Raw genomic sequence first — 24170 nt, 5'->3', positions numbered from 1 at the left:
GACCGGATCGGGAAGCCTCTCCCGATCGCTCGCGCGCAGGTGTTCCCCCACGTCCGCCCCGCGCGCGGTCTGATCCATACAAGCACAGCGTGTCGTAATTAGCACCCGAGGGGTGATTGTAAATACGACCGTAGGTGAAACGGAGGGTCGTCTACGATCGGACTGTGGGTCGCGGCGCAGTCGGACCACCCTCCCGGTACTCCCGTCGAGTGGTGGCGAACGTGGATCGCCTGCGGAGGGCCAAGGGGCTCACCGTCGGCGAGCTGCTCAGCCGCGCCGGAATGACGAAGAGCTACTACCAGTCGCGCGCCGGCCTGTCGCTGCCGTACAACACCAACGATCTGGAAGCCCTCGCGGTGGCGCTCGGCGTCACGCCCGAGGACCTCGCCAGCCCCGACACGGCGCCGCGGGTCGAGATGCGCGTGCCGGCCGGGCCCCTGGCATCCCGCGTCCGACGACTCATCTCCGCGCAGACCGCCACCGCCGACGACCTGCTCGCGCACCTCGACGACATCGACCCGCAGGCCGCGGACGGAGCGCGCGCGCTGCTCGCGGAGGGCGCGACGAGCGTGGTGCTCGACGAAGAGGTCCTGCGGCTCATCACCCACTGGGGCGACGTGCCCACCGAGTACCTCACCGACTACACCGATGCCGCGGTGACGGATCGAACGGATGCCGAGCTCGACCTGCGCGACGCGATGCGCGAGGCCGGAGCCAGCAGCATCCAGTTCCGGGCTCTCGGCGAGATGTCGCCCGACGCCCTGCGCGCCATCGCCCAGTCGCTGCGAAGCAGGCCGCCGGCGACATGAGCGACCGCGACGGGGGGAGAGCGGTGGCTGCGGAGGACATGCAGGCGAGAGTGCGGGCGCGAGCCGATCGGGCGATCGCCCGTGCGCGATTGACGGCCGACATGGGGTTCGACGACGTGGTGCGAGCGGTCGAGCGAGCCGTCGGCATCCGTCTCCGGGTGATCCGCGAGACCGACACGAGCGGATGGGGGACCCTCACCGGCTACCTCACCTTGTTCGCCGACAGGGGAGAGGCGAGCATCCACGTGCGCGCATCGGATGCGGCGCTGTACAGCCAGTTCGCCGCCTCGCATGAGCTCGGCCACTTGCTCGACGACGCGCACTGCACCGGCGCCCTCCACGAGCGGGGTGCACGCGAACGCTCCTCGATCACGCCGTACGACGATCCGACGCTGACGACGCCGGAAGTCGAGGCCGAACTCGTCGCTGAGCACGTCGCCCACCGCATCTCCCGCCTGCTTTACGCGAGCCCCCGGGTGGCCGAGTCATCGTGGTGACCGTTCTCCTCATCGACGCGGCCCTCGTCGCGCTGCTGCTGCTCGTGGTGGGCCGCGCGCGCGCCGCTCGGCGTCAGCCGCGGGCGCGCATCGCATGGCTCGCCGGCCTGGTCGGCGCCATCGCACTGCTGACCCAGGGCACGGTCATCCCGCTCGGTGTGCTCGACGGCCTGCTCGGGGGCACGAACATCCTCAAGCTCGTGCAGGGCGTGCTCACGATGGTGGCGCTGTGGCTCGGCATCCAGGCCGGGATCGCCCCCGTGACGGCGCGCGTCTCGACACTGCGCTGGCGCTTCCCGGCGCTGCTCGCGGGAGTGTTCGCCGTCGTGTTCTTCGTCGCCCTGCCCGAGCGCGGGCCGACATCGTTCCGCTTCATCGAGGACGCCGCCGCCACTTCGACGGGCGCGTGGGTCTACGGGGTGGTCCACATGGCGGGCATCGCCCTGGTCGGGGTGCTGCTGTGCGTCTCGGCCCACGTCTCGCTCCCGGGTGTGCGCTGGTTCTTCCGGGCCGGGGCGATCGGGATCGTGCTGGGCTGCGTGAGCGAGATCGCCGATCTCACCCTGACGCGCTTCTTCGCCCCCGTTCCGATCGTGAGCGCGCTCTTCGACCCGCTCTTCTACCTCGGCGTGCTCGCCTTCGTCATCGGCATCTTCCGCGCCTCGCGCGTGACCGGCCGCATCCGTCGGCGGGGCGAGGCGCTGCTGGAGGATCTCGGCGCCGTGGCCCGGCGGCGCGGTGTCGCGGGCCTGCCGGGCCTCGCCGACGACCCCCTCGTCGACACGCGCCTGCACGCCCTGCGCGTGGCCGTCGAGGACGACGCCATCGCCACCTCGTCGCCGTTGAGCGCTCAGGAGCGCGAGCTCCTCGACGACGTCGACGCCCACCTCACCCGCCGATCCACGGGAGCCCGCCCATGATCCGCCCCCTCGCCCTCGGCACGGGCATCGCCGTCGCCACCGTGGCGCTCGCCCACACCGCGCTCGCCGGCTACGTCGCGCGAAGACTCATCGCCCCGCGCGCCGCCAAGGTCTACGCACCCGTGACCTTCGCGGGCGGCACGGTCACCGTGCCGGCCACGCTCGAGAGCCGCGAGCCGGGCACCTACGGCCTGTGGCTCGACGACGGTCGGCACGTGGTCGTCGGCGAACCGCTGCGCGTCGGGAAGGACCGGGTCGTGCGCGAGCTCGCGTCGCGTCCCGACGGACTCGTCGACGGTGAGGCCGTGGCGACCTGGACCTCGCAGAGCATCGGTTCCCCCGAAGACGTCGGGCCCACGCGGCACGTCTCCGTGCCGCTGCGGCGCGGCGGCGTCGCCGAGGCGTGGGAGATCGGCGACCCCGACACCGCCGACGGCCGCTGGACCATCCATGTGCACGGGCTGCGCTCCAGCCGCAACGGAGCGCTTCGCTCGGCGCCGGCGGCGGTGGATGCCGGATGGATGGCGCTCGTGGTGTCGTACGCCGGCGACGAGGAGTGCGCCCCCGCCGACGCCTTGCCCTCGACCCTGGGAACGCGCGAGTGGCGCGACGTCGACGACGCGATCGCGTACGCCCTCGCGCGTGGTGCCGTGGAGATCGTGCTCGTGGCCTGGTCGATGGGCGGCACGATCGCGATGCTCGCGCTCGAGCACTCGGCGCACCGCGAGGCGATCGCCGGACTCGTCCTCGTCGCGCCGGCGTTGGACTGGCCCCGGGTGGTCGACAACGCCGTCGCGAACGCGCACCTGCCCCGCACGGTCGCCGCCGCGTCGATGCGCGTGCTCGCGAGCCGCATCGGGGCGCGGGCCCTCGGCCTCGTCGAGTCGGTCGACGCGCGCGCCCTCACGTGGGTGGGCGAGGGCCGGCCCGCGCCGGGGGTGCCGACCATCATCCTGCACAGCCGCGTCGATCCGGTCGTGCCGTTCTCGGGATCGGTGGCGTTCGTCCAACGGCATCCGGATGCCGAGCTGGTCGCCTTCGACGCCACCGGTCACTGCAACGAGGCCAACCAGGAGCCCGAGCGCTTCCACGACGCGATCGCCCGCTGGCTCTGCGCCCGCTGAGCCGCAAAAGGTCCCGAGCTTGGCGGAGGGACCGGGGGCGTGGCGGGTTCCGGTGGCTTCGACGGGCTCAGCGACCTCGGTTCGACCGAGTCGCGGCCGCCGCAGCACTCAGGCGTCGACGACCGCCGCGATCGCACCGCGCGCGCCGCGCTCGGCCAGCAGCGCGCGGGCGGCGAGATAGGCCTCGCGCAGCCGCGCGTCCTGCCCGAGGTCGCCGAAGACGGGCGCGTAGTCGAGCAGCGCCGCCGGGTCGTCGGCCACGATGGCCCGCAGCTCGTCGAGCCGACTGTCGACCGCGGGGGTCTCCTCGCCCGATTCGGTGCGCCCCTCGAGGAACACGCTCCACCCCGCGAGCACGAGGGCCGCGTGGTCGATCCGGCCCCCGGCGGCGAGCTGCTCTCGGACGACGGGCAACAAGAACTTGGGGAGCCGGTCGGAGCCGTCGACGACCTGACGCGCGAGCGTGTCGCGGATGGCCTCGCTGCCGAAGCGCGCGATGAGCTCGTCGCAGTAGGCGTCGAGGTCGATCCCGGGCACCGGTCGCAGCGTCGGAATCGCCTCGGCGTGCATGTAGCCCTGCAGGAACGCGACGAACAGCTCGTCGGTGCACACCTCGTGCACGTAGTGCGCGCCCGACAGGATGCCGAGGTAGCTCATCGCCTGGTGCGACGCGTTCAGCAGCCGCAGCTTCATGAGCTCGTACGGCTCGACATCCTGGACCAGCTGCACGCCGACCTCGTCGAAGGCCGGACGCCCCAGGGGGAAGGCGTCTTCGAGCACCCACTGGGCGAACGACTCCGAGCGCACGGGCCAGCGGTCGTCGACGCCGAACTCCTCGGCGATGGACGCGCGCGTCTCGTCGGTGGTGACCGGGGTGATGCGGTCCACCATGGAGGTGGGGAACGACACGTTCTGCGCGATCCAGGCGGCGAGTTCCGGGTCGAGACGCTCGGCGAACCCGAGCAGGGAGGCGCGCGCAACGTGGCCGTTGCCCTGGATGTTGTCGCACGACATGACCGTGAAGGCCGGGATGTCGGCATCCCTCCGTCGGCGGAGCCCCTCGGTCAGCAGGCCCATCACGCTCCGCGGAGGCAGGGCCCCGTCGAGGTCGGCGAGGGTGGGTTCGTCGCGCGGAGCGTAGCCGCCGGTGGCGTCGTCGATGCCGTAGCCGCCCTCGGTGATCGTGAGCGAGACGATCGCGGTGTCGGGATCGGCGAGCTTGGCGACGACCGCCTCGGGGTCGTCGGGGACGAAGAGGTAGTCGACGATCGAGCCGACGACGCGGGCCGCGGACGACCCGTCGGGAGCGGTGGTGACGAGCGTGTAGAGCCGATCCTGGGCGGCGAGGGCGTCGCGCATCGCGGCGTCGAACGGCAGCACCCCGACCCCGCACAGTCCCCAGTCGCCGCGCCCGGCCTCCAGGAGCCTGTCGAGGTACATCGCCTCGTGGGCGCGGTGGAACCCGCCGACGCCGACGTGCACGATGCGCGAGCGCACGGCCGACCTGTCGTAGGTCGGAACGGAGACGTCCGCCGCGAGGGAGGGGAGGGCGGCGGCGGTGAGTTCGGTCATGCGGGGCTCCGTGTGGGTGGGGCGGGAGGTTCGGGGCGTGCTCGTCGCGTCGGGGGGTGCCCCGGGGTTCGGGACGTGTTTCATCACGTGGGGCGTGAGGTACGCGCCCCGAGGTGAGGAAGCCGCCCCGAACCGGGGAAGGGGAGGGGTGGATGCCGGGACCCTCACGCGTGTGCGGGGGTCCCGGCATCCGAGGTGGGTCAGCAGGAGGACTTGTAGACCGCGTCCTTGCCGTCGCCGTTGATGTTGTCCTTGGTGAGGATGGTGAAGCCGGTCTGGATCTTCTCCTCGGTGGACTCGCCCTTCAGTGCGGCGATGGCCTGCTTGACGCCGTCGGAGCCGATGGTGGCGGGCTCCTGCGCGACGAGGGCCTGGACGGTTCCGGCTTCGAGGGCCTTGACCTGGGCGGGACCGGCGTCGAAGCCGACGATCGTGACCGAACCCTGCTTGCCGGCCTGCTGCACACCCGTCGCGGAACCCTCGGCGGCGAACAGGTTGGCGGCGAAGATACCGACGATGTCGGGGTCCTTCTGCAGCGCGGCGGTGACGATCTCGGCCGCGGTCGAGGGCTCGTTGTGCGAGTACTGCACACCCACCGACTCGAACTTGCTGTCCTTCGCGACGGCGTCTTCGAAGCCCTGGGCGCGGGCGTCGGTCGTGGACACGCCGGGGTCGGTCGAGACGACGAGCACCTTGCCGCCGTTGGGGTTCGCCTTCTGGATCGCCTCGAATGCGGCAGCTCCGCCGCCTTCGTTGTCGGAGGAGATCTGCGACACGGCTCCCGAGGGGTCCTCGAGCGTCGTGTCGACGAGGACGACCTTGATGCCCGCGGCCTCGGCTGCCGCGATGGGTGCCTGCATGGCCGACACGTCGGTCGGCGCGATCAGCAGCGCGTCGGGCTTCGACGCCACGACGGCGTCGACGATCGGCTTCTGCAGGGTCGGGTCGAACTTCTCCGGGCCCTGAGTGGTGACGGTGGCGCCCTCGGTCTTGGCTTCGGCTTCGATGCCGCACTGCATGGAGATGTAGAACTCATCTCCGGCGACGCCCTGCACGAACGCGATCTTGTAGCCGCCGTCGGAGCCGCCGGACGCACCGCCCGAGGCCGTGCCACCGGAGCAGCCCGCGAGAGTCAGGGTCGCGGCCATGCCGAAGACCGTCAGGGCGGTCGCCTTCTTGTTCCACTTCATCGTGATCACCGTTCTGTTGTGAGTTCTTGCTGTCGGGTTGGGTAAGGGGTGGAGAGGGAATGGATGCCGCCGCGGCTCAGCCGCGCCGACCTCCGCTGAGGAACTTGCGCCAGAGGCCCTGCGAGTTGCCGCGCGTGGCGGCGGTGCGGCGCACCTGGTCGACGTACACCGCCGTGATCAGCACCGCGCCGACGGCGACCTGCTGCCAGAACGGCTGGACACCGGTGATGACGAAGCCGTTCTGCAGCACCGCCGGGATGAACAGACCCACGACGGTGCCCATGATCGTGCCGACGCCGCCGAAGAGCGACGTGCCACCGATCACGACGGCCGCGATGACGTTGAGGTTGGTCTGCGATTGGCCGGCGATCGCGGTCGTGGAGAACTGCGAGAGCGACAGGATGCCGCCGAGCCCGGCCAGAGCGCCGGAGATCGTGTAGATCTTGATCAGCTGCGCGTCGACCTTGACGCCGACGCGACGGGCGGCGATCTCGCTCGACCCGACCGCCAGCGTGTAGAGGCCGAAGCGCGTGTAGTGCAGCACGATCGCACCGATCGCGACCACCACGAGGGCGATGACGCTGATGATCGGGACGCTGCCGAAGACGTTGCCGTAGCCGATCGACACCGTCAGCACGGTCGGCACATCGCGGATGTCGACACCGCCGGTGAGGATCTGCGCGAGACCGAGGGCCATGCCGAGCGAGCCGAGGGTGACGATGAGCGGCGGGATCTTCGCCTTGGCGATGAGGAACCCGTTCAGCAGCCCCCAGCACACGCCGCTGAGGATCGCGACGAGGATGCCGACGATCGCGACGCCCCAGCCCTCGCCGCCCATCGCCCGCATGACGATGGCCGCGACGACGCCGGAGAAGACCAGGACCGACCCGACCGAGAGGTCGATGCCGGCGGTGATGATGACGTAGGTCATGCCGACGGCGAGCACCGCGAGGATCGAGGCGTTCTGGATGATGAGACGGAAGTTGGTCCACTGCGCGAACGAGTCGGGCGCGATGATGCTGAAGACGATGATGATCGCCAGCAGCACGAGGAGGATCTGGAAGGCCTGCGTACGCAGGATCCGGCGGACCGGGTTCACCTTCTGGTTGTCGTCGAACGTGCCGATCGCGACGGTCTCGGTGGGAGGGGTCTTGACGCTCACTTCTGGTCGTCCTTCGTGACGGCGCCGGTCATGAGCCCGACGAGTTCTTCCATGGAGGTGTCCGCGGCCTGGATGTTCGCGACGCGGGTCCCGAGTCGCAGCACCTGGATGCGGTCGGAGACGTCGATGACGTGCGGCATCGAGTGCGAGATGAAGACCACGGCGATGCCCTTGTCGCGCACACGGCGGATCGTCTCGAGCACGTTCTTCGTCTGACGCACGCCGAGGGCCGCGGTGGGCTCGTCGAGGAAGACGACGCGCGACGCCCAGTGGACGGCGCGGGCGATCGCGATCGCCTGACGCTGGCCGCCCGACATCTCGCCGACGGGCGAGGTCAGGCTGCGCACCGTGGCGCCGAGCTCGTCGAACGCCGCGCGCGACGCCTTCGCCATGTCCTTCGTCTTCATGAAGCCGAGGGCACCGGCCAGCCCCGGGCGACGGATCTCGCGGCCGAGGTACATGTTCTGCACGGGGTCGAGGTGGGGCGCGAGCGCGAGGTCCTGATAGACCGTCTCGATGCCGAGCGACGAGGCGACCTGGGGGTTGGACATGTCGATCGGCGATCCGTCGAACCGGATCTCTCCCTCGTCGATGGCGAGGTTGCCCGACAGGGCCTTCACGAGAGTCGACTTCCCTGCGCCGTTGTCACCGATGAGGGCGGTGACCTCGCCGGGGTAGACCTCGAAGTCGACGTTGTTGAGGGCGCGGACGGATCCGAACTGGCGCGACAGACCGCGCGCCTGCAGCACGGGCACAGCCGTGGTGGTGCTCATGAGGAAGCTCCTTCGTGGTGGCCGGCGCCCCCGGCGGGGGTGTCGGAGACGGTGACGACGAGGTCGGCGCGGTGGCGGCCGCGCTCGACGACGAGGGCGTTCGCCTCGTCGACGTCGCGGACCCAGGCGACGGCATCGTCATGGGGGTGGCCGTGGGACAGGCGGCGGGCGACGAGCCGCTCGCGGCGCGCGGTGGGTTCGATGTCGAGGAACCAGACCTCGTCGAGACGGGATGCCACGGCATCCCACCCGAATCCCTCGTGCAGCAGGTAGTTGCCCTCGGTGATGACGAGCGGAACGTCGGCGGGCACCAGAACCGCGGAGCCGATGGACTCCTCGAGGTCCCGATCGAAGCGCGGCGCGTAGACCTCGTGCCCGGCGCGGATGCGGTCGAGCAGGGCCACGTAGCCGTCGACGTCGAACGTGTCGGGGGCGCCCTTGCGGTCGCGGCGACCGAGGCGGATGAGCTCCTCGTTCGCGAGATGGAATCCGTCCATCCCGACCAGCACCGCGTCGGAGCCGAGCGCGGCGAGCAGCGCGTCGCTCACGGTGGACTTGCCGGCGCCGGGGGTTCCCGCGAGTCCCAGCACGCGGCGCTCGCCCGATGCCGCGAGCAGCCGCGCACGCTCGACGAGGTCGTCGAGGTGCACGGTCGCGGTGGCGATCGGTGCGGCGTTCTGCGAGGTGCGGGTCACGGCGGTGTGGTCCTTCCGGGGACGCCGCACGTCGGAGTGCTGCGCCGGTGGAGCGGTCCGGTGGAGCTGTCCACCGGTCGAACGTTGGTTACGGTAAGCCCACCGTGACACCGGTGTCAACACCCGTGATCAATTCGTCATGACACCGAAGTCATACGCGGGATTCTGTGGTTATCATGGGCCGCGACGACACCGACGTCGTCCCCGCCCTCAGGACCCGCGAAAGAGCCCTCCCATGACCGAATTCACCGACCGCACCATCCTCGTCACCGGAGCCGGTGGCGGTATCGGCGGGGCGACCGTGCGACACCTCGTCGCCGCTGGCGCCACCGTGCTCGCCGCCGGCCGCACGGCTGACAGCGTCGAGGCGATCGCCGCCGAGACCGGAGCCGAGCCCGTCGTGTTCGACCTCGAATCCGAGGACGAGATCCGCTCCGCGATCGAGGGCCGAGACCTCTACGGCGTCGTGAACTGCGGCGGGTGGGGCGGCGAGATCGCGACACCCATGGAGACCGACATCGACGTGTTCGACAAGGTCATGAGCATCAACGCCCGCGGCTCGCTGCTGGTGACCAAGTACGCCTCGCGCGAGATGATCCGCGTCGGCAAGGGCGGCGCGATCGTCAACGTCTCGAGCCAGGCCAGCCTCGTCGCCCTCACCGGACACATCTCGTACGGTTCGTCGAAGGCGGCCCTCGACAACATCACGCGCGTGTCCGCCCTCGAACTCGGCGGCTACGGCATCCGGGTCAACAGCGTGAACCCCACGGTCGTCATGACGCCGATGTCGGCCTGGTACTGGGGTCGTCCCGACATCGAGGGCCCCTTCCTCGAGGCCATGCCGCTGCACAAGTGGGCGACCGAGGACGACATCGCCGCCCCGATCGTCTTCCTGCTCAGCGACGGGGCCGGCATGATCTCCGGCGTCTCGCTCCCGATCGACGGCGGCTACTCCAGCCGCTGATCCGGATGCCACGGAGCGGCGCCGCGGTGGGCGGCGCCGCTTCGCGGTCTCGGCGCGCGGAGGTCGCGACGCGAGGAGGCTGAGCATGCCGAAGCCTCCGGGGATTGCGGTCCCTTCGACGGGCTCGGGGACCTGGGTTCGCGGTGGTGACGCGAGGAGGCTGGGCCTGTCGAAGCCTCCGGGGGTTGCGGTCCCTTCGCCGGGCTCAGGGACCTTCGCCCGCGCCCGTGGTCACAGGCCGAGCGTGCGCTCCAGGTAGGCGTTGCGGAAGACCCCGCGCGGGTCCGCCTCGCGCGCCGCGGCGAGGAAGTCCTCGGTTCGGGGCAGCGTCGCGCGCACCGCCTCGCCGGGCATCGTGAACGCCTTCCCCCAGTGCGGACGCACGTCGAAGGGCGCCAGGGCCCGCTCGATGTGCGGCAGCACCCCGAGTACGCCGTCGGTGTCGTTGCGCCAGGTGAAGTGGATCGCGAGCACGTCGCGCTCGAATGCCGGGCTGAGCCAGAGACCGTCGGCGGCCACCGTGCGCAGCTCGGTCACCAGCAGGTGGGCGTCGAAGGAGGGGGCGATCGCGCGCACGGCCGCCAGTGCCTCGGCGGCCGCCGTGATCGGCACGAAGTACTCCGATTGGATCTCGTCGCCGTCGCTGGGCAGTGCGTCGGCGCGGAAGTGCGGCAGACGGGTGTGCCACGGCCCCGGGGTTCCGCGCTCGGTGGTGTTGTCGAGCGTGCGGATGCGCCCGAGGTGCAGGTCGTCCCCGACCGCGCGGCCCCCGAGTTCCTCGACCCACGTCGGCGCCCCGGTGTCGCTCTTGGCCCACACGAGGTCGTCGGCCGGGTCTCCCCACGTCGTGAACACGCTCACGCTGCGCGAACCGCCGAACACCGTCGCCGGATCGGACACGAGGTCGTCCCAGGCGGCGCCCGTGAACGCCTGCTGCACGACCGTGTACGACGGGACGGTGCGCAGCTCGACGGCCGTGACGACGCCGAAGGCGCCGAGCCCCAGGGCCGCGGCCCCGAACCACGGGTGGCCCCGGTCGATGTGGTGCGTGCGGCCGTCGGCATCCATGATCTCGAGGGCCGTGACGGCGCTCGAGAGGTTGCCGTTGCCCATGCCCGACCCGTGCGTTCCGGTGGCGGCGGCCCCGGCGACCGAGATGTGGGGGAGCGATCCGAGGTTGTGCAGGGCGCGTCCCTCGGCCTCGAGCATGGGGGCGAGCTGCGCGAACGTGACGAGACCCTCGACGCGCACGCGGTCGTCGGTGACGTCGACGCGCGTCGGCATCCGCTCGAGCGACACGAGGGCGCCGTCGGCGTCGGCGATGTCGTTGAAGGTGTGGCGCGTCGCCTGCACGCGCAGAGCCGGACGGGATGCCACGACCTCGGCGAGCTCGCCCGCGTCGGCGGGCAGCAGCACCTCGGCGGCGCGATAGTGGTGATTGCCCGACCAGGTTGCTCCGGCGGCTCGTGTCTCGGTCATCGTGTCTCCTCGCGTCGTCGCCCACCCATCATGACCCGGACGCGCGACGTCGATGCCCGCGCGGACGGTTTCGGGAAGGGTTTCGTTCCGTGCAGAGCCCTCAACGGGCGGGGAACAGGGCGGCCTCGAAGACGGCCTCGGCCGCGCCCACGAGCAGGCGGTCCTCGCCGAGTTCCGCGGCCGCCAGGCGCAGACCCTCCGCGCACGCGGGCAGGGTCTGCGCGCGCACGGCGTCGTCGAGTCCCGCCAGATCGAGCTCGGCCAGGGTCGCGAGGAAGCCGCCGAGCACGATCACCGCCGGGTTCATCACGTTCGCCGCGTTCGCGAGAGCGGTCGCGAGGATCCGTCGCTGGCGCGCGATCTCCGCGCGAACGGCCGGATAGTCGGCGGAGCCCAGAGCCGCGGAGAGCGTCGCCTCGTCGGCGCTGTCGAGCCCGACCGCCGCGAGCAGGAGCGCGCGACTGACCTCGTCCTCGAGCACGCCGTCGACCGCCCGGCGGTCGCGGGGATCGACGATGCCGGGACGGTTCTGCCCGAACTCGCCGGCGTACCCTCCCGCGCCTCCCAGCGGCACCCCGCCCACGATCACCGCGCCGCCGATCCCGCTCGCGCCGCCGTTCAGGTAGACCACGTCGTGCGCCCCGCGCGCGGCGCCGAAGAGGTGCTCGGCGAGGGCGCCGAGTGCGGCGTCGTTGCCGACGTGGGCGGGCAGGCCCGTGGCATCCGTCATGAGAGAGGGCAGCGGGGCGTCGATCCAGCCGAGGTGCGGAGCCTCGCGCACGACGCCGTCGGCGGCGCGCACGGGGCCCGGGACCGCGACGCCGACCCCGACGATGCGGGCGTCGGTGAGGACGTCGCCCCGCCACCGTGCGAGGTGCGCGCCGACCAGCTCGGCGGTGCGTTCGGGGGTGAGCAGTTCGGTCTGCTCGAGTCGCTCGCGCGCCACGATCGTGCCGTCGAGGGCGACCGCGCCGAGGTCGAGGGCGTCGACCTCGGGGTTGACGGCGATCGCGACCACCCGCGGGTCGGGCGCGACGATGGGGGAGGGGCGACCGACGCGTCCCTGCGCGTCGGATGCGCGCTCGACGACGAGTCCCGATCGCTGCAGGTCGCCCACGAGGTCGGCGATCGTGGAGCGATTCAGGCCCGTTGCCTCGGTGAGCGCGGCCCGGGAACGCGGACCCTGGCGGTGCACCGTGCGCAGCACCAGCGACAGGTTGGCGCGGCGCATGCCGTCGCCGCGGGTGCCCTCGGTGACCATCCGACCACTGTGCCATGCCGTCGGCGTCCGACCGTGGCACTCTTCCCGTCCGTCCCGGGAGCCCGGCGAGCCGCGACTTCGCGTGTGCACGCCCTCCCGAGGGGCGAGCGGCGGCGCGCGGCGCTTCCCCCGGCGAGGGCGTCCACCTCCCGATCGTCGCGACTCGCGCATTCCCACCCCGGGCAAAGCGGGCGGTGCCAGGATCGACGCATGGACCTCTCCGACATCCCCATCACGACCATCCGCGGCGACGAGACGACCTTCGGCGACCTGACCGACGGCAAGGCGGCGCTCGTGGTCAACGTCGCCTCGAGGTGCGGGCTCGCGCCGCAGTACGAGGCGCTCGAGGCGCTGCACAAGAAGTACGCCGACCGCGGGTTCACGGTCATCGGCTTCCCCAGCAACCAGTTCCTTCAGGAGCTCGGCGATGAGGACAAGATCGCCGAATACTGCTCCGCCACGTGGGGCGTCACCTTCCCGATGTCGGAGAAGGTCAAGATCAACGGCCGGAACGCCCACCCGCTGTACAAGGAGCTGACCTCGACCCCGGATGCCGAGGGTAAGACCGGCCGCATCTCGTGGAACTTCGAGAAGTTCGTCGTGGCCCCCGACGGGCGGGTGACGCGGTTCAGCCCGCGCACCCTGCCCGACGCGCCGGAGGTCGTCGCCGCGATCGAGGACGCCCTCCCGCGCTGACCCGCTCCCTGCGCCGGCGCCCGCCCTCCCGCGCTCGCACCTCGTCGAGCGTCCGGAACACGCCGTCGCGCCTCGGCCGACACGGCGTGTACTGGACACTCGAGGGGGGAAACGGCGCCCGACGGCTGCCCTATCCTGACCGGGAACCCGACCTTCGAAGGAGCCGTCATGGCCGATGCCGTCGTCCTCGTTTCCGGCGGAGCCGCCGTCACCCCGTACACCGACCCCGAGCGCGCCGCGGCCGCGGGGCTCGCGGCGGGCAACACGATGACCGCACTGCGCGCGCACTTCGTGGCACGCGGCATCCGGGTCTTCACCGCTCCCGCCCGCATCGGTGCGGGGGAGGTGCGGGAGGATGCCGGGTGGCAGGGCTTCGACGACGTACCCGTCGTGCTGCCGGCCGGGGTGACGATCAACGCGGTCGGTCGTGTCGACGACGCGGGGGTGGCGCTCGCCGCCTTCCTGCGGTGGCTCGCGGACGAGCGGGAGGTCGGGAGCGTCGACCTCGTCGGTCACTCGATGGGCGGGCTGTTCTCGCGCGCCGCGATCCGCGAGCTCGGGGGCGGCGGCCCGCGCATCGAGCATCTGGTGACCCTCGGCACCCCGTGGGACGGCTCGGTGCTGGGCGACCTGCTCGACGGCGAGCTCTCGGAGGCCGATGCGCACGGCGACCCCGCCACGCGGCAGATCTTCGCCGAGGCGCGTCCGTACGCCGATGCCAACTCCCAGGGGGCGGCGGCCGAGGTCTCGCGCCGGTTCCTGCGCGGCTGGAACGACGCGCAGGCGGGGGTGCTCGACGGCATCCCGGTCACCGCGGTCGGCGCGGGCTACTTCTCGGCGGCGAGCGAGCCGGCGCAGCTGTGGCCGCATGACGGCCTCGTGTCGCTCACGAGCGGCCGTGCCGACGAGGTGCCCACGACGGTGCTGCCGAAGGTCGAACGCCATTCGTTCGGCGACCACGTGCACAGCATCTTCTTCGCCGAGGCCTTCGGCTTGCCGTGGGAGCGCGCCCTGACCTGGGACCCCGCGGTGTTCGCGGTGGTGGATGCCGCGCTCGGCGACTGACGCGGGGCTGGACGCCGTGGCATCCGGGGTATATGTTGTGAGCACCAACAAACCCGGCGCGCGTCACCGCGCACTCGTGCGTCTCCATGCGAAGGAGCAGGAATGCCCACCCCCACCCGCGATGACAAGTTCTCGTTCGGACTCTGGACCGTAGGCTACAACGGCACCGACCCGTTCGGCGGCCCCACGCGTGAGCCCCTCGACGTCGTGCACGTCGTCGAGAAGCTCGCCGAGCTCGGCGCCTACGGCCTGACGTTCCACGACGACGACCTCTTCGCCTTCGGCTCGACCGACGCCGAGCGCCAGAAGCAGATCGACCGCCTCAAGGGCGCGATGAGCGACACCGGCATCGTCACGCCGATGGTGACCACCAACCTCTTCTCGGCCCCCGTCTTCAAGGACGGCGGCTTCACCTCGAACGACCGCCAGGTGCGTCGTTTCGCGCTGCGAAAGGTGCTGCGCAACCTCGACCTCGCCGCCGAGCTCGGGGCGAAGACGTTCGTCATGTGGGGTGGTCGCGAGGGTGCCGAGTACGACTCCGCGAAGGACATCCGTCAGGCGCTCGAGCGCTACCGCGAGGCCGTGAACCTCCTCGGCGACTACGTCACCGACAAGGGCTACGACATCCGTTTCGCCATCGAGCCCAAGCCCAACGAGCCCCGCGGTGACATCCTGTTGCCGACCCTCGGACACGCGATCGCGTTCATCGACTCGCTCGAGCGCCCCGAGCTCGTGGGCCTGAACCCCGAGGTCGGCCACGAGCAGATGGCGGGACTGAACTTCGCCGCCGGCATCGCCCAGGCGCTGTACCACGGCAAGCTCTTCCACATCGACCTCAACGGTCAGCGCGGCATCAAGTACGACCAGGACCTCGTGTTCGGCCACGGCGACCTGCACAACGCCTTCGCGCTCGTCGATCTGCTCGAGAACGGCGGCCCCGGCGGCGTGCCCGCCTACGACGGACCGCGTCACTTCGACTACAAGCCCTCGCGCACCGAGGACGAGACCGGTGTCTGGGACTCCGTGTCGGCCAACATGAACACCTACCTGCTGCTCAAGGAGCGCGCCGCGGCCTTCCGCGCCGACCCCGAGGTGCAGGAGGCCCTGGAGGCCGCGAAGGTCGCCGAGCTCGCGCAGCCGACGCTCAACGAGGGCGAGACCTACGACGACTTCCTCGCCGACCGCTCGGCCTACGAGGACTTCGACACCGACGCGTACCTCGGCGGCAAGGGCTTCGGCTTCGTCCGCCTGCAGCAGCTCGCGACCGAGCACCTGCTCGGCGCGCGCTGAGCCCCGCGGGGCCCGGATGCCACGGCATCCGGGCCCCTTTCCGTCGAGTGTCCACGACACGCCGCATCGCCTCGCGCGGCACGGCGTGTCGTGGACACTGAACGGGATGCCGCACCGCTGCGGCGCGAACAGAGGGAGTGAGCATGGCGCTCGTCATGGGAGTCGATTCGTCGACGCAGTCGTGCAAGGTCGTCGTCGTCGACGCCGAGACCGGGCGCGTGGTGCGTGAGGGGCGCGCATCGCATCCCGCCGGAACCTCGGTCGACCCCGAGGCATGGTGGATCGCGCTGCAGGACGCCATCGCCCGAGCGGGCGGGCTCGACGACATCGCCGCGGTCTCGATCGCCGGGCAGCAGCACGGCATGGTCGCGCTGGATGCCGAGGGGGCCGTCATCCGCGACGCCCTGCTCTGGAACGACACGCGGTCGGCCCCGGCTGCACGCGACCTCATCGACGAGGTCGGCGCGGCCGAGTTCGCCGAGCGCACGGGTGCGGTGCCGGTCGCCTCGTTCACCGGCACGAAGCTGCGCTGGCTGCGGGATGCCGAGCCCGACAACGCTGCGCGCGTGGCCGCGGTCGCGTTGCCGCACGATTGGCTCACCTGGCGCCTTCGCGGGTTCGGTCCGGGCAACGCGGTGCTCGAAGAATTGGTCACCGATCGCTCCGACGCGTCCGGCACGGCGTACTGGGGCGCCGGCGGATACGACGACGACCTCTTCGTGCGCGCCCTCGGTCACGACGCGGTGCGCCCGCGCGTACTGGGACCGTGGGAGAGCGCCGGGACGCTCCCGGGCGGGGCTCTCGTGGGCCCCGGCGCCGGGGACAATGCCGGCGCGGCCCTCGGCCTCGGCGCGGGGGTGGGCGACGTCGTCGTGTCGCTCGGCACGTCGGGCACGGTGTTCGCCGTATCCGACACCCCGAGTCGCGACACCACCGGGACGGTCGCCGGCTTCGCCGACGCGACCGGGAAGTTCCTCCCCCTGGTCGCGACCCTCAATGCCGCGCGCGTGCTCGACGCGTTCGCGGGCCTGCTCGGCGTCACGCACGACGAGCTCGGCGCTCTGGCGCTGCAGGCCGAGCCGGGGGCCGACGGCGTGGTGCTCGTGCCGTGGTTCGAGGGCGAGCGCACCCCGAACCTGCCGAACGCCCAGGCCTCGCTGACCGGCCTGACCCTGGCATCCACGAACCGTCCGACGCTCGCGCGCGCGGCGATCGAGGGGATGCTCAGCGGCCTGGCCGTGGGTCTCGAGGCGATCCAGGCGCAGGGCGTCGAGGTGCGCCGCGTGCTGCTGATCGGCGGGGCGGCGGCCAACGACGGGGTGGCGCGCATCGCCGCGCAGGTGTTCGACGCCGAGATCGTCGTGCCGGCGGCGGGGGAGTATGTCGCGCTCGGTGCGGCGCGCCAGGCCGCGGGCGTGCGGGCGGGTGGACCGGTCGAGTGGACGGTGGCCACGACCCGGGCGGTCGAGCCCGACCACCGCCCGCAGATCCGGGCGCGCTACGACGCGGTGGCGGCCCTGCGCGCCCAGGAGAGCTGATCGCGCGATTCGCAGTGGATTCGGGCGGCCGAAATACGTCAGAGTAGGACCGGACCCGTCGACGCCTTGTAAGGGGGGCGTCGGCGGGTTCTTCACGGGAGCGCTCCCGGTGTCGTGCGTCAAGACCCTCACCGCCTCGGCCTGAGGCGCCCTAGCGTCGCCGCATGGTGCGCATCCGACTCGAGTCCCCGGCCTTCCAGCGCGACGTCGACGTGGACGAGGCGGAGCCCCTCGTCGAGGTCGAGGGGATGACCTGGGCCCGCGCGGGCGAGATCGGCGGGCTGCCGCGGTACATCCCGGCGGCGGCGGGCTGAGGGGGCGCGGCGGTCACGGCGTCCGGGCGGCGCCTTCCGCCGGCTGCACCCGCTCGTACGACGGCTGACGGAGCGCGCTCACCCAGCGGTATGCCCGAGCGCCCGGGATCGGCCGCCGGACCGTGTCGAAGCGCAGACCGTGGTCGTCCTGGTCGGCATCCCGTCGCAGCTCGAGGACGGCGAACGGATGCCACGGGCCCGCCGGAGTGGCATGAGCGACGGTGAGCGTCCAGGCGGAGTCGTCGTGCCCGGGCAGCTCTCGCGGATCGGTCGCCGGGGGACGCCCCCGCCGCGTCCGGGCGATCAGCACGACGGGTCCGCGCGGTCCGCGGTACGGCAGCAGCGTCCCCAGGCGGGCGCGCTCCGGCCGACGGTGCGGCAGCAGCAGGAAGCGCCCGGGCACGTTCCACCCCGTGGAGGCGAGCTCGAGGTCGCAGGCGGTGCCGTCGACGTCGATCCTCAGCGCGAGACCGATGATGTCGGGCAGAGGCGCGGGCAGCCCGAGCGATCGCGAGACGCGGGCGACGACCCGGACCGGACTGCCCGGGGCGTCGTCGATGAACGCGATGCCGGAGGGTGCGGCATCCGGGATCCACCGCATCTCTCCGCTCAGCACCACGCCACGGCTGTGGATCGGACGGGGGTGCCTCACTCGTTGCAGGAGGCCGAAGGCCGCGGACAGAGCCGACCCGATCGCGCGCGCGAGCGGCGATCGGCGGACGGACGGGATGCCGGTGGTCGTGGTCACGCTCCGAGAGCACCTCACGAACCCGGTGCACGCCGAGGGGGTTGCGCGCCGCTACTGTGAGTCACCATGAGCGGCGACACCGGGGCGAAACGCATCGGCGTCCGCGAGGTCGCGGCAGCGGCGGGCGTCTCGACGCAGACGGTCTCGCGGGTGCTGAACGGCTACCCCGGTATCCGCGACGTCACTCGCGAACGCGTGCTCGACGCGGTCGCCGCCCTCGACTACCGCGTGAACAACGCCGCCCGCGCTCTCGGCACGAGCCAGACGCGCACCGTGGGGGTCGTGGCGTCCGACGCCGTCCTGCACGGGCCGTCGGCGGGGATCGCGGCGCTCGAGAGGGCGGCGCGAGGGCGGGGGCGCTGGATCTCGACCGCGTACACCGACTCCGACGACCCGGCCGACATCGACGCCGCGGTGCGCCACCTGCTCGACCAGGGCGTCGACGGCATCGTGCTGGTCGCCGCCCACGGTGCGACCTCGCTCGAGGGCTACGACGTGCCGCTCGTGCCGCTGTACGGCGAGTCGGGGTCGCGCCAGCGCGCCGCGGCCGCGCTCATCGTCGATCATCTGGTCGACCTCGGCCACGGCCGGATCGTGGAGGTCGCCGGTCCCGCCGACTGGCGCGAGGCGCGCGCGCGTACCCGGGGCGTCGCCGACGCGCTGCATCGTCGAGGCGTCGAGCGCGACGGCTGCGTCGAGGGGGACTGGAGCGCCGCGTCCGGATCCGCGATCGCCGGCGCCGTCGCCGACCTCGTCCGCGCGGGCGCGACCGCGGTCGCCGTCGCGAACGACCAGATGGCTCTCGGCCTCGTCGCGGGGCTGGTCGAGCGGGGGCTCGCCGTTCCCGGCGACGTCTCGGTCGCCGGCTTCGACGACAACCCGGATGCCGCGTTCTACACGCCCGCGCTCACCACGGTGCGTCTTGACGTCGAGGGCGAGGCCGCGGAGGCCGTGGCGACCGTGCTCGGCGAGGTCGCCGAGCCGCCGGCCGACCCCGTCCTGGTGCCGCGGGCCTCGACGGCGGCGCCGCGCGGGGCGGCCCCGAGCTGATCGCCGCGCGCCGGGAGGCGCGTCGCACCGGCATCCGTCTTCACGGCGGTTCGGGGCGCGCTCCTCTCGTCAGGGCGCAGGTTCTCCGCCCTGCAGCGAGAACCGCGCCCGGACCGGGGAGCCGCGGGGAGCCCACGAGGGGCGGGCCCGGCCGGTCGACGGGCAGGAGGGCTCGCCACCGGGCGATGTTACCGGTAACATGACAGGCGCAATCCGCCACCGACAGAGTCGAAGGAGACCCGCGTGTCCGAAGCCGCCCCGTTCGCGCCCGAGGTGCAGGAGGCGATCGACGCCCTCCGCGTCGACGTCGCGAAGCTGCACGCCGAGCTCGTGCGCTACAACCTCATCGTCTGGACCGGCGGCAACGTCTCGGGCCGCGTTCCCGGCGCCGACCTGTTCGTCATCAAGCCGTCGGGTGTCTCGTACGACGACCTCGCCCCCGAGAACATGATCCTCTGCGACCTCGACGGCAACGCGATCCCGGGCACCCCGGGCAGTGAGCGGAGCCCCTCGAGCGACACCGCCGCGCACGCCTACGTGTACCGGAACATGCCCGAGGTCGGCGGAGTCGTCCACACGCACTCCACCTACGGCGTCGCCTGGGCGGCTCGCGGCGAGGAGATCCCCTGCGTCATCACCGCCATGGCCGACGAGTTCGGCGGCCCCATCCCGGTCGGCCCCTTCGCGATCATCGGCGACGACTCGATCGGCCGCGGCATCGTCGAGACCCTGCGCGGCCACCGCTCGCGCGGCGTCATCATGCAGAACCACGGCCCCTTCACGATCGGCACGAACGCGAAGGACGCCGTCAAGGCCGCGGTCATGCTCGAGGACGTCGCCCGCACCGTGCACATCGCGCGCGAGGCCGGCCCCCTCATCCCGATCCCGCAGGACAAGATCGACGCCCTCTACAACCGCTACCAGAACGTCTACGGACAGAGCACGGACGACCGCCGATGAACGCGCAGAACCCCGACACCGCGGGCACCGGATCCGCGACCACCGGCGCCCGGGCCGTCGGCGCCGACACCGCGGCATCCATCACCGAAGGCCGGGCCAGCCTCGGCATCGAGCTCGGCTCCACCCGCATCAAGGCCTGCCTCATCGGCCCCGATGCCGAGGTGCTCGCCACCGGCTCCCACGAGTGGGAGAACGTCTACGCCGACAAGCTCTGGACCTACTCCCTGGATGCCGTCTGGGCGGGCCTCCAGGCCGCCTACGCCGACCTGGTCCAGAACGTGCAGCAGCAGTACGGCGTCACCCCCGAGCGCTACGCCGCGATGGGCGTCTCGGCGATGATGCACGGCTACCTCGCGTTCGACGCCGACGGCGAGCTGCTCGCTCCCTTCCGCACCTGGCGCAACACCAACACCGGTGTGGCGTCGGTCGAACTCACCGAGCTCCTGGGCGTGAACATCCCACTCCGCTGGTCGATCGCCCACCTGCACCAGGCGGTCGTGGATGAGGAGCCCCACGTGCCCGAGATCCGCTTCCTCACCACCCTCGCCGGGTACGTGCATTGGACGCTGACGGGCGAGAAGGTGCTGGGCGTGGGAGACGCCTCGGGCATGTTCCCGATCGACTCCGCGACGCGCGACTACGACGCCGCCCTGGTCGCCCGCTACGACGGCCTGGCTGCCGGACGCGTCCCCGCGCTGAACGACCTTCTGCCACGCGTGCTCGTCGCGGGTACCGCCGCCGGGCACCTCACCGACGAGGGCGCGGCCCTGCTCGATCCGACCGGAACCCTGCGTCCCGGCATCCCGTTCGCCCCGCCCGAGGGCGACGCGGGCACCGGCATGGTCGCGACCTGCGCCGTGGCTCCCCGCACCGGCAACGTCAGCGCCGGCACGAGCATCTTCGCGATGGTCGTGCTCGAGCGCCCGCTCAGCGAGGTGCACCACGAGCTCGACCTCGTCACGACGCCCTCGGGCGACGCGGTCGCGATGGTGCACTGCAACAACGGTGCGAGCGAGCTGGCCGCCTGGGCGAACATGTTCACCGCGTTCTCCGCCGCGGCGGGCGCGCCCCAGACCCCGGATGCCACGTACGCGGCGCTCTTCTCCGCCGCGCTCGAGGGTGAACCCGACGCCGGCGGGCTGTTGGCCTACAACCACCTCGCCGGTGAGCCCATCGCGGGTCTCGACGAGGGGCGCCCGCTCGTCGTGCGCACGCCCGACAGCCGCCTGACCCTGCCGAACTTCATGCGCGCGCAGCTCTACGGCGTCTTCGGGACGCTCGCGCTCGGCATGGACGTGCTGCACGGGGAGGGGGTGCAGCTCGACCGCATGTACGCGCACGGCGGCATGTTCCGCACGGCCGGCGTCGCGCAGCGCTTCCTCGCGGCGGCCCTCGACGCCCCGGTCGCGGTCGCCGAGACCGCCTCGGAAGGCGGCGCGTGGGGCATGGCCGTGCTGGCCGCGTACGTCGCCGACGACTCCGGCCGCGACCTCGACCAGTGGCTGCGCGAGACGGTCTTCGCCACCGCCCCGATCCTCACCGCCGACCCCGAGCCGGCCGACGTGGCCGGCTTCGCGTCCTACCTCGACCGCTACCGCGCAGGCCTCGCCGTCGAGGCCGCCGCCGTGGCATCCCTCTGAACACTCGAAAAGGAACAGTCATGACCCGCACGAAGCTCACGAACGACCTCGACGGCTACGAGGTCTGGTTCGTCACCGGCAGCCAGAACCTCTACGGCGAAGAGACCCTGAAGCAGGTCGCCGAGCAGTCGCAGGCCGTCGTCGAGGGCCTGAACGGCCTGCCGGTGAAGGTCGTCTGGAAGCCCGTACTGAAGGACTCCGACAGCATCCGCCGCATGGCGCTGGAGATCAACGGCCGCGACGACGTCATCGGCGTCATCGCGTGGATGCACACCTTCAGCCCGGCCAAGATGTGGATCTCCGGCCTCGACGCCCTGCAGAAGCCGCTGCTGCACCTGCACACGCAGGCCAACGTCGAGCTGCCGTGGAACGACATCGACTTCGACTTCATGAACCTCAACCAGGCCGCGCACGGCGACCGCGAGTTCGGGTACATCCAGACGCGCCTCGGTGTGTCGCGCAAGACCGTCGTCGGTCACGTGTCGAACCCGGCCGTGCGCCAGCAGATCGAAGACTGGGAGCGCGCCGCCGCCGGTTGGACCGCCGCCCGCACCCTCAAGCTCGCGCGCTTCGGCGACAACATGCGTTTCGTCGCGGTCACCGAGGGCGACAAGACCGAGGCGGAACTGCGCTTCGGCGTGCAGGTCAACACGTGGGGCGTCAACGAGCTCGTCGACGCCGTGGAGAAGGCGTCGGATGCCGACATCGACGCGCTCGTGCAGGAGTACGTCGACAGCTACGACGTCGTCGACGAACTGCTCCCCGGCGGTGCGCGCCACCAGTCGCTGCGCGACGGCGCGGCGATCGAACTGGGCCTGCGCTCGTTCCTCGAGGAGGGCGGCTTCGGCGCCTTCACCACGTCGTTCGAAGACCTCGGTGCCCTGAAGCAGCTGCCCGGTCTCGCGGTGCAGCGCCTCATGGCCGAGGGGTACGGCTTCGGTGCCGAGGGCGACTGGAAGACGGCGATCCTCGTGCGCGTCGCGAACGTCATGGGCGCGGGCCTGCCCGGCGGCGCCTCGCTCATGGAGGACTACACCTACGACCTCGTCCCCGGCTCCGAGCGCATCCTCGGCGCGCACATGCTCGAGGTCTCGCCCTCGCTCACCACGAAGAAGCCGCGCCTCGAGATCCACGAGCTCGGCATCGGCGGCAAGGACGACCCGGTGCGCCTGGTCTTCACCGCCGACGCGGGCCCCGCTCTCGTCGTCGCGATGAGCGACATGCGCGACCGCTTCCGCCTGGTCGCCAACGTCGTCGAGAACGTCGACGCCCCCGACCTGCCCAAGCTCCCCGTCGGCCGCGCCGTGTGGAAGCCCGCGCCCGACTTCGCCACCTCGGCCGGATGCTGGCTCGCCGCGGGAGCCGCGCACCACACCGTCATGACCACGGCCGTGGGCATCGAGGTGTTCCGCGACTTCGCCGAGATCACAAAGACCGAGCTCGTCGTCATCGACGACGACACGACGGTCCGCGGTTTCCAGAGCGAGCTGCGCTGGAACCAGGCGTACTACCGCCTGGCCCAGGGCCTGTAAGACCCCGCCGTCCTCGGATCCTCCGCCGATCCGGGGGCGGTGCGGCACTCGCGCGCCTCGCTCTCTCGGGGCGCGTGCCGCGCACCGGCTCGACCGGCGCGCGGACCGTGCCCCGGAATCTCCGCAGCGGTGGGCTGCGGCGGTTCCGGGGCATCTCTGCGTTCAGCGCGGGCACCGCCGTGGTCTGCGGGCGACGGGCGGTGGCATCCGGTCGACGGGCGGTGGCATCCGGTCGACGGGGACCCGTGTCCCACTCGTGATGGCGCGTGCCCCGTCTGTGAGGGGTTCGTGGGCGCGAGATCGAGAACGCCCCCGGCTTCCTCATCGGACGATCACTTTCGCCTGCGCGCTCGTCTCGGTGTCGCACGTCGTGACCTGCCACGCGGGAGCACCATCGTCGACGATCCGTTTCATGTCGATGATGAGGGGGCTGGGGTACGTCTCGCCCGATTGCTGCGCTGCGGCCCATGCGGAGGGGGCATCGGCTCTCTGCTCGGCATCGGTGAGGTCGACCTCGTGCGACGCGCGCTTCTCGAGCGTCTGCACGTCGAGCAGGGCCTCCTCGCCGCGGGCCGGGTTGTTCCCGGTCACGCTGCGTACGCGCCAGGCCCACTTCTCATCGAGGTACTCGAGCCGCAGCCCCACGACGGTGCCCGTCGACTCCCCCGGAAGGGACTCCAGGAAATCGGTCGGCCACCTGAGCTGATCGGGGAGACACGTGCCCGGGTAGCCGTATCCGAGCGCGCGCTGCGGCGGCGGGGCCGACGCGCACCCGACGAGGATGCCGAGCAGAACCGTCGTGGCGCAGGCGGCCATCGCGCGTCGTCTCATCGCCCCACCGTATCGGCGGGGCGATGAGACGACGCGCGGGGGCGGAATACCGCCGCGTCG

At 71.8% G+C, this 24170-nt stretch carries 23 protein-coding genes; 14 read left to right on the top strand and 9 right to left on the bottom strand.

Features of this window, described 5'->3' with window-relative positions:
• The first annotated feature begins 212 nt into the window (after positions 1-212).
• From RWH45_RS12530 to RWH45_RS12515, 4 genes are read left to right on the top strand one after another with little or no spacing between them, the layout of a single operon-like run.
• Positions 213-809: a helix-turn-helix domain-containing protein gene (locus tag RWH45_RS12530; protein ID WP_315995214.1), complete on the top strand. Its 597-nt coding sequence runs from the start codon at positions 213-215 to the stop codon at positions 807-809.
• On the top strand, positions 806-1306 hold the full coding sequence (locus tag RWH45_RS12525) for a hypothetical protein (RefSeq protein ID WP_315995213.1): 501 nt from the start codon (positions 806-808) through the stop codon (positions 1304-1306). The genes RWH45_RS12530 and RWH45_RS12525 overlap by 4 nt, the downstream gene beginning before the upstream one ends.
• Positions 1300-2226, top strand: coding sequence for a hypothetical protein (locus RWH45_RS12520; protein WP_315995212.1), 927 nt, complete (start codon positions 1300-1302; stop codon positions 2224-2226). The genes RWH45_RS12525 and RWH45_RS12520 overlap by 7 nt, the downstream gene beginning before the upstream one ends.
• Positions 2223-3350: an alpha/beta hydrolase family protein gene (locus tag RWH45_RS12515; protein ID WP_315995211.1), complete on the top strand. Its 1128-nt coding sequence runs from the start codon at positions 2223-2225 to the stop codon at positions 3348-3350. The genes RWH45_RS12520 and RWH45_RS12515 overlap by 4 nt, the downstream gene beginning before the upstream one ends.
• Positions 3351-3458: 108 nt before the next feature.
• On the opposite strand, the gene RWH45_RS12510 is transcribed toward RWH45_RS12515, so the two are convergent.
• The 5 genes from RWH45_RS12510 to RWH45_RS12490 all read right to left on the bottom strand — a co-directional run bounded on the left by RWH45_RS12510 (position 3459) and on the right by RWH45_RS12490 (position 8742).
• Positions 3459-4922, bottom strand: coding sequence for a mannitol dehydrogenase family protein (locus RWH45_RS12510; protein ID WP_315995210.1), 1464 nt, complete (start codon positions 4920-4922; stop codon positions 3459-3461).
• Positions 4923-5122: 200 nt separating this feature from the next.
• Positions 5123-6112, bottom strand: a complete 990-nt coding sequence (locus RWH45_RS12505; RefSeq protein WP_315995209.1) for an ABC transporter substrate-binding protein — start codon at positions 6110-6112, stop codon at positions 5123-5125.
• 76 nt (positions 6113-6188) lie between these two features.
• A complete protein-coding gene (locus RWH45_RS12500; RefSeq protein ID WP_315995208.1) occupies positions 6189-7274 on the bottom strand; it encodes an ABC transporter permease in 1086 nt (361 codons plus the stop codon).
• Positions 7271-8047, bottom strand: coding sequence for an ATP-binding cassette domain-containing protein (locus tag RWH45_RS12495; protein WP_315995207.1), 777 nt, complete (start codon positions 8045-8047; stop codon positions 7271-7273). The genes RWH45_RS12500 and RWH45_RS12495 overlap by 4 nt, the downstream gene beginning before the upstream one ends.
• Positions 8044-8742, bottom strand: coding sequence for a nucleoside/nucleotide kinase family protein (locus tag RWH45_RS12490; RefSeq protein ID WP_315995206.1), 699 nt, complete (start codon positions 8740-8742; stop codon positions 8044-8046). Before RWH45_RS12490 ends, RWH45_RS12495 begins: the two co-directional genes overlap by 4 nt.
• 235 nt (positions 8743-8977) lie before the next feature.
• Here RWH45_RS12490 and RWH45_RS12485 point away from each other — a divergent pair, with 235 nt between their 5' ends.
• The gene (locus tag RWH45_RS12485; protein WP_315995205.1) at positions 8978-9706 is read left to right on the top strand and encodes an SDR family oxidoreductase; all 729 of its coding nucleotides are present in this window, start codon (positions 8978-8980) and stop codon (positions 9704-9706) included.
• Between the two features lie 231 nt (positions 9707-9937).
• On the opposite strand, the gene RWH45_RS12480 is transcribed toward RWH45_RS12485, so the two are convergent.
• The gene (locus RWH45_RS12480) at positions 9938-11185 is read right to left on the bottom strand and encodes a D-arabinono-1,4-lactone oxidase (RefSeq protein WP_315995204.1); all 1248 of its coding nucleotides are present in this window, start codon (positions 11183-11185) and stop codon (positions 9938-9940) included.
• Between the two features lie 100 nt (positions 11186-11285).
• Entirely contained in the window at positions 11286-12446 is a 1161-nt protein-coding gene (locus tag RWH45_RS12475; protein ID WP_315995203.1) for an ROK family transcriptional regulator, read from the bottom strand.
• 210 nt (positions 12447-12656) lie between these two features.
• Between RWH45_RS12475 and RWH45_RS12470 the strand changes: the two genes are divergently transcribed.
• The 5 genes from RWH45_RS12470 to RWH45_RS12450 all read left to right on the top strand — a co-directional run bounded on the left by RWH45_RS12470 (position 12657) and on the right by RWH45_RS12450 (position 17349).
• Positions 12657-13142 carry a glutathione peroxidase gene (locus tag RWH45_RS12470; protein WP_315995202.1) on the top strand — a complete coding sequence of 162 codons (486 nt, stop codon included), beginning with the start codon at positions 12657-12659 and terminating at the stop codon, positions 13140-13142.
• A gap of 168 nt (positions 13143-13310) precedes the next feature.
• Positions 13311-14207: an esterase/lipase family protein gene (locus tag RWH45_RS12465; RefSeq protein WP_315995201.1), complete on the top strand. Its 897-nt coding sequence runs from the start codon at positions 13311-13313 to the stop codon at positions 14205-14207.
• Positions 14208-14309: 102 nt separating this feature from the next.
• Complete coding sequence (gene xylA / locus RWH45_RS12460; RefSeq protein WP_279366134.1) at positions 14310-15497, top strand: xylose isomerase; 1188 nt, start codon at positions 14310-14312, stop codon at positions 15495-15497.
• A gap of 143 nt (positions 15498-15640) precedes the next feature.
• A complete protein-coding gene (gene xylB, locus RWH45_RS12455; RefSeq protein WP_315995200.1) occupies positions 15641-17035 on the top strand; it encodes a xylulokinase in 1395 nt (464 codons plus the stop codon).
• 164 nt (positions 17036-17199) lie between these two features.
• The gene (locus tag RWH45_RS12450) at positions 17200-17349 is read left to right on the top strand and encodes a hypothetical protein (RefSeq protein WP_315995199.1); all 150 of its coding nucleotides are present in this window, start codon (positions 17200-17202) and stop codon (positions 17347-17349) included.
• Between the two features lie 13 nt (positions 17350-17362).
• On the opposite strand, the gene RWH45_RS12445 is transcribed toward RWH45_RS12450, so the two are convergent.
• Positions 17363-18097, bottom strand: coding sequence for a hypothetical protein (locus tag RWH45_RS12445; protein WP_315995198.1), 735 nt, complete (start codon positions 18095-18097; stop codon positions 17363-17365).
• Between the two features lie 66 nt (positions 18098-18163).
• Between RWH45_RS12445 and RWH45_RS12440 the strand changes: the two genes are divergently transcribed.
• The 4 genes from RWH45_RS12440 (at position 18164) to araA (ending at position 23279) form a co-directional block, all read left to right on the top strand.
• Positions 18164-19147 carry a LacI family DNA-binding transcriptional regulator gene (locus tag RWH45_RS12440; protein ID WP_315995197.1) on the top strand — a complete coding sequence of 328 codons (984 nt, stop codon included), beginning with the start codon at positions 18164-18166 and terminating at the stop codon, positions 19145-19147.
• Positions 19148-19390: 243 nt separating this feature from the next.
• Positions 19391-20107 (top strand): L-ribulose-5-phosphate 4-epimerase, encoded by a 717-nt coding sequence (locus RWH45_RS12435; protein ID WP_315995196.1) that lies wholly within the window; start codon positions 19391-19393, stop codon positions 20105-20107.
• A complete protein-coding gene (locus tag RWH45_RS12430; RefSeq protein ID WP_315995195.1) occupies positions 20104-21747 on the top strand; it encodes a xylulokinase in 1644 nt (547 codons plus the stop codon). Before RWH45_RS12435 ends, RWH45_RS12430 begins: the two co-directional genes overlap by 4 nt.
• A 20-nt stretch (positions 21748-21767) precedes the next feature.
• The gene (gene araA, locus RWH45_RS12425; RefSeq protein WP_315995194.1) at positions 21768-23279 is read left to right on the top strand and encodes an L-arabinose isomerase; all 1512 of its coding nucleotides are present in this window, start codon (positions 21768-21770) and stop codon (positions 23277-23279) included.
• Positions 23280-23600: 321 nt separating this feature from the next.
• Here araA and RWH45_RS12420 read toward each other — a convergent pair whose 3' ends face one another.
• Positions 23601-24110, bottom strand: a complete 510-nt coding sequence (locus tag RWH45_RS12420) for a hypothetical protein (protein WP_315995193.1) — start codon at positions 24108-24110, stop codon at positions 23601-23603.
• Positions 24111-24170 lie beyond the last annotated feature (60 nt).

It is taken from the genome of Microbacterium galbum (assembly GCF_032464915.1).
In the GTDB taxonomy this organism is placed as follows: domain Bacteria; phylum Actinomycetota; class Actinomycetes; order Actinomycetales; family Microbacteriaceae; genus Microbacterium; species Microbacterium galbum.
The sequence above is the reverse complement of the archived record's forward strand: the minus strand, read 5'-3'. Positions and strand labels throughout refer to the sequence as shown.

Coding starts and splice junctions, on each gene's coding strand:
- RWH45_RS12515 (WP_315995211.1), top strand. CDS start 2,223: ATGATCCGCCCCCTCGCCCTCGGCACGGGCATCGCCGTCGCCACCGTG.
- RWH45_RS12440 (WP_315995197.1), top strand. CDS start 18,164: ATGAGCGGCGACACCGGGGCGAAACGCATCGGCGTCCGCGAGGTCGCG.
- xylA (WP_279366134.1), top strand. CDS start 14,310: ATGCCCACCCCCACCCGCGATGACAAGTTCTCGTTCGGACTCTGGACC.
- RWH45_RS12430 (WP_315995195.1), top strand. CDS start 20,104: ATGAACGCGCAGAACCCCGACACCGCGGGCACCGGATCCGCGACCACC.
- araA (WP_315995194.1), top strand. CDS start 21,768: ATGACCCGCACGAAGCTCACGAACGACCTCGACGGCTACGAGGTCTGG.
- RWH45_RS12470 (WP_315995202.1), top strand. CDS start 12,657: ATGGACCTCTCCGACATCCCCATCACGACCATCCGCGGCGACGAGACG.
- xylB (WP_315995200.1), top strand. CDS start 15,641: ATGGCGCTCGTCATGGGAGTCGATTCGTCGACGCAGTCGTGCAAGGTC.
- RWH45_RS12475 (WP_315995203.1), bottom strand. CDS start 12,446: ATGGTCACCGAGGGCACCCGCGGCGACGGCATGCGCCGCGCCAACCTG.
- RWH45_RS12480 (WP_315995204.1), bottom strand. CDS start 11,185: ATGACCGAGACACGAGCCGCCGGAGCAACCTGGTCGGGCAATCACCAC.
- RWH45_RS12510 (WP_315995210.1), bottom strand. CDS start 4,922: ATGACCGAACTCACCGCCGCCGCCCTCCCCTCCCTCGCGGCGGACGTC.
- RWH45_RS12505 (WP_315995209.1), bottom strand. CDS start 6,112: ATGAAGTGGAACAAGAAGGCGACCGCCCTGACGGTCTTCGGCATGGCC.
- RWH45_RS12450 (WP_315995199.1), top strand. CDS start 17,200: ATGGTGCGCATCCGACTCGAGTCCCCGGCCTTCCAGCGCGACGTCGAC.
- RWH45_RS12495 (WP_315995207.1), bottom strand. CDS start 8,047: ATGAGCACCACCACGGCTGTGCCCGTGCTGCAGGCGCGCGGTCTGTCG.
- RWH45_RS12465 (WP_315995201.1), top strand. CDS start 13,311: ATGGCCGATGCCGTCGTCCTCGTTTCCGGCGGAGCCGCCGTCACCCCG.
- RWH45_RS12525 (WP_315995213.1), top strand. CDS start 806: ATGAGCGACCGCGACGGGGGGAGAGCGGTGGCTGCGGAGGACATGCAG.
- RWH45_RS12485 (WP_315995205.1), top strand. CDS start 8,978: ATGACCGAATTCACCGACCGCACCATCCTCGTCACCGGAGCCGGTGGC.
- RWH45_RS12420 (WP_315995193.1), bottom strand. CDS start 24,110: ATGAGACGACGCGCGATGGCCGCCTGCGCCACGACGGTTCTGCTCGGC.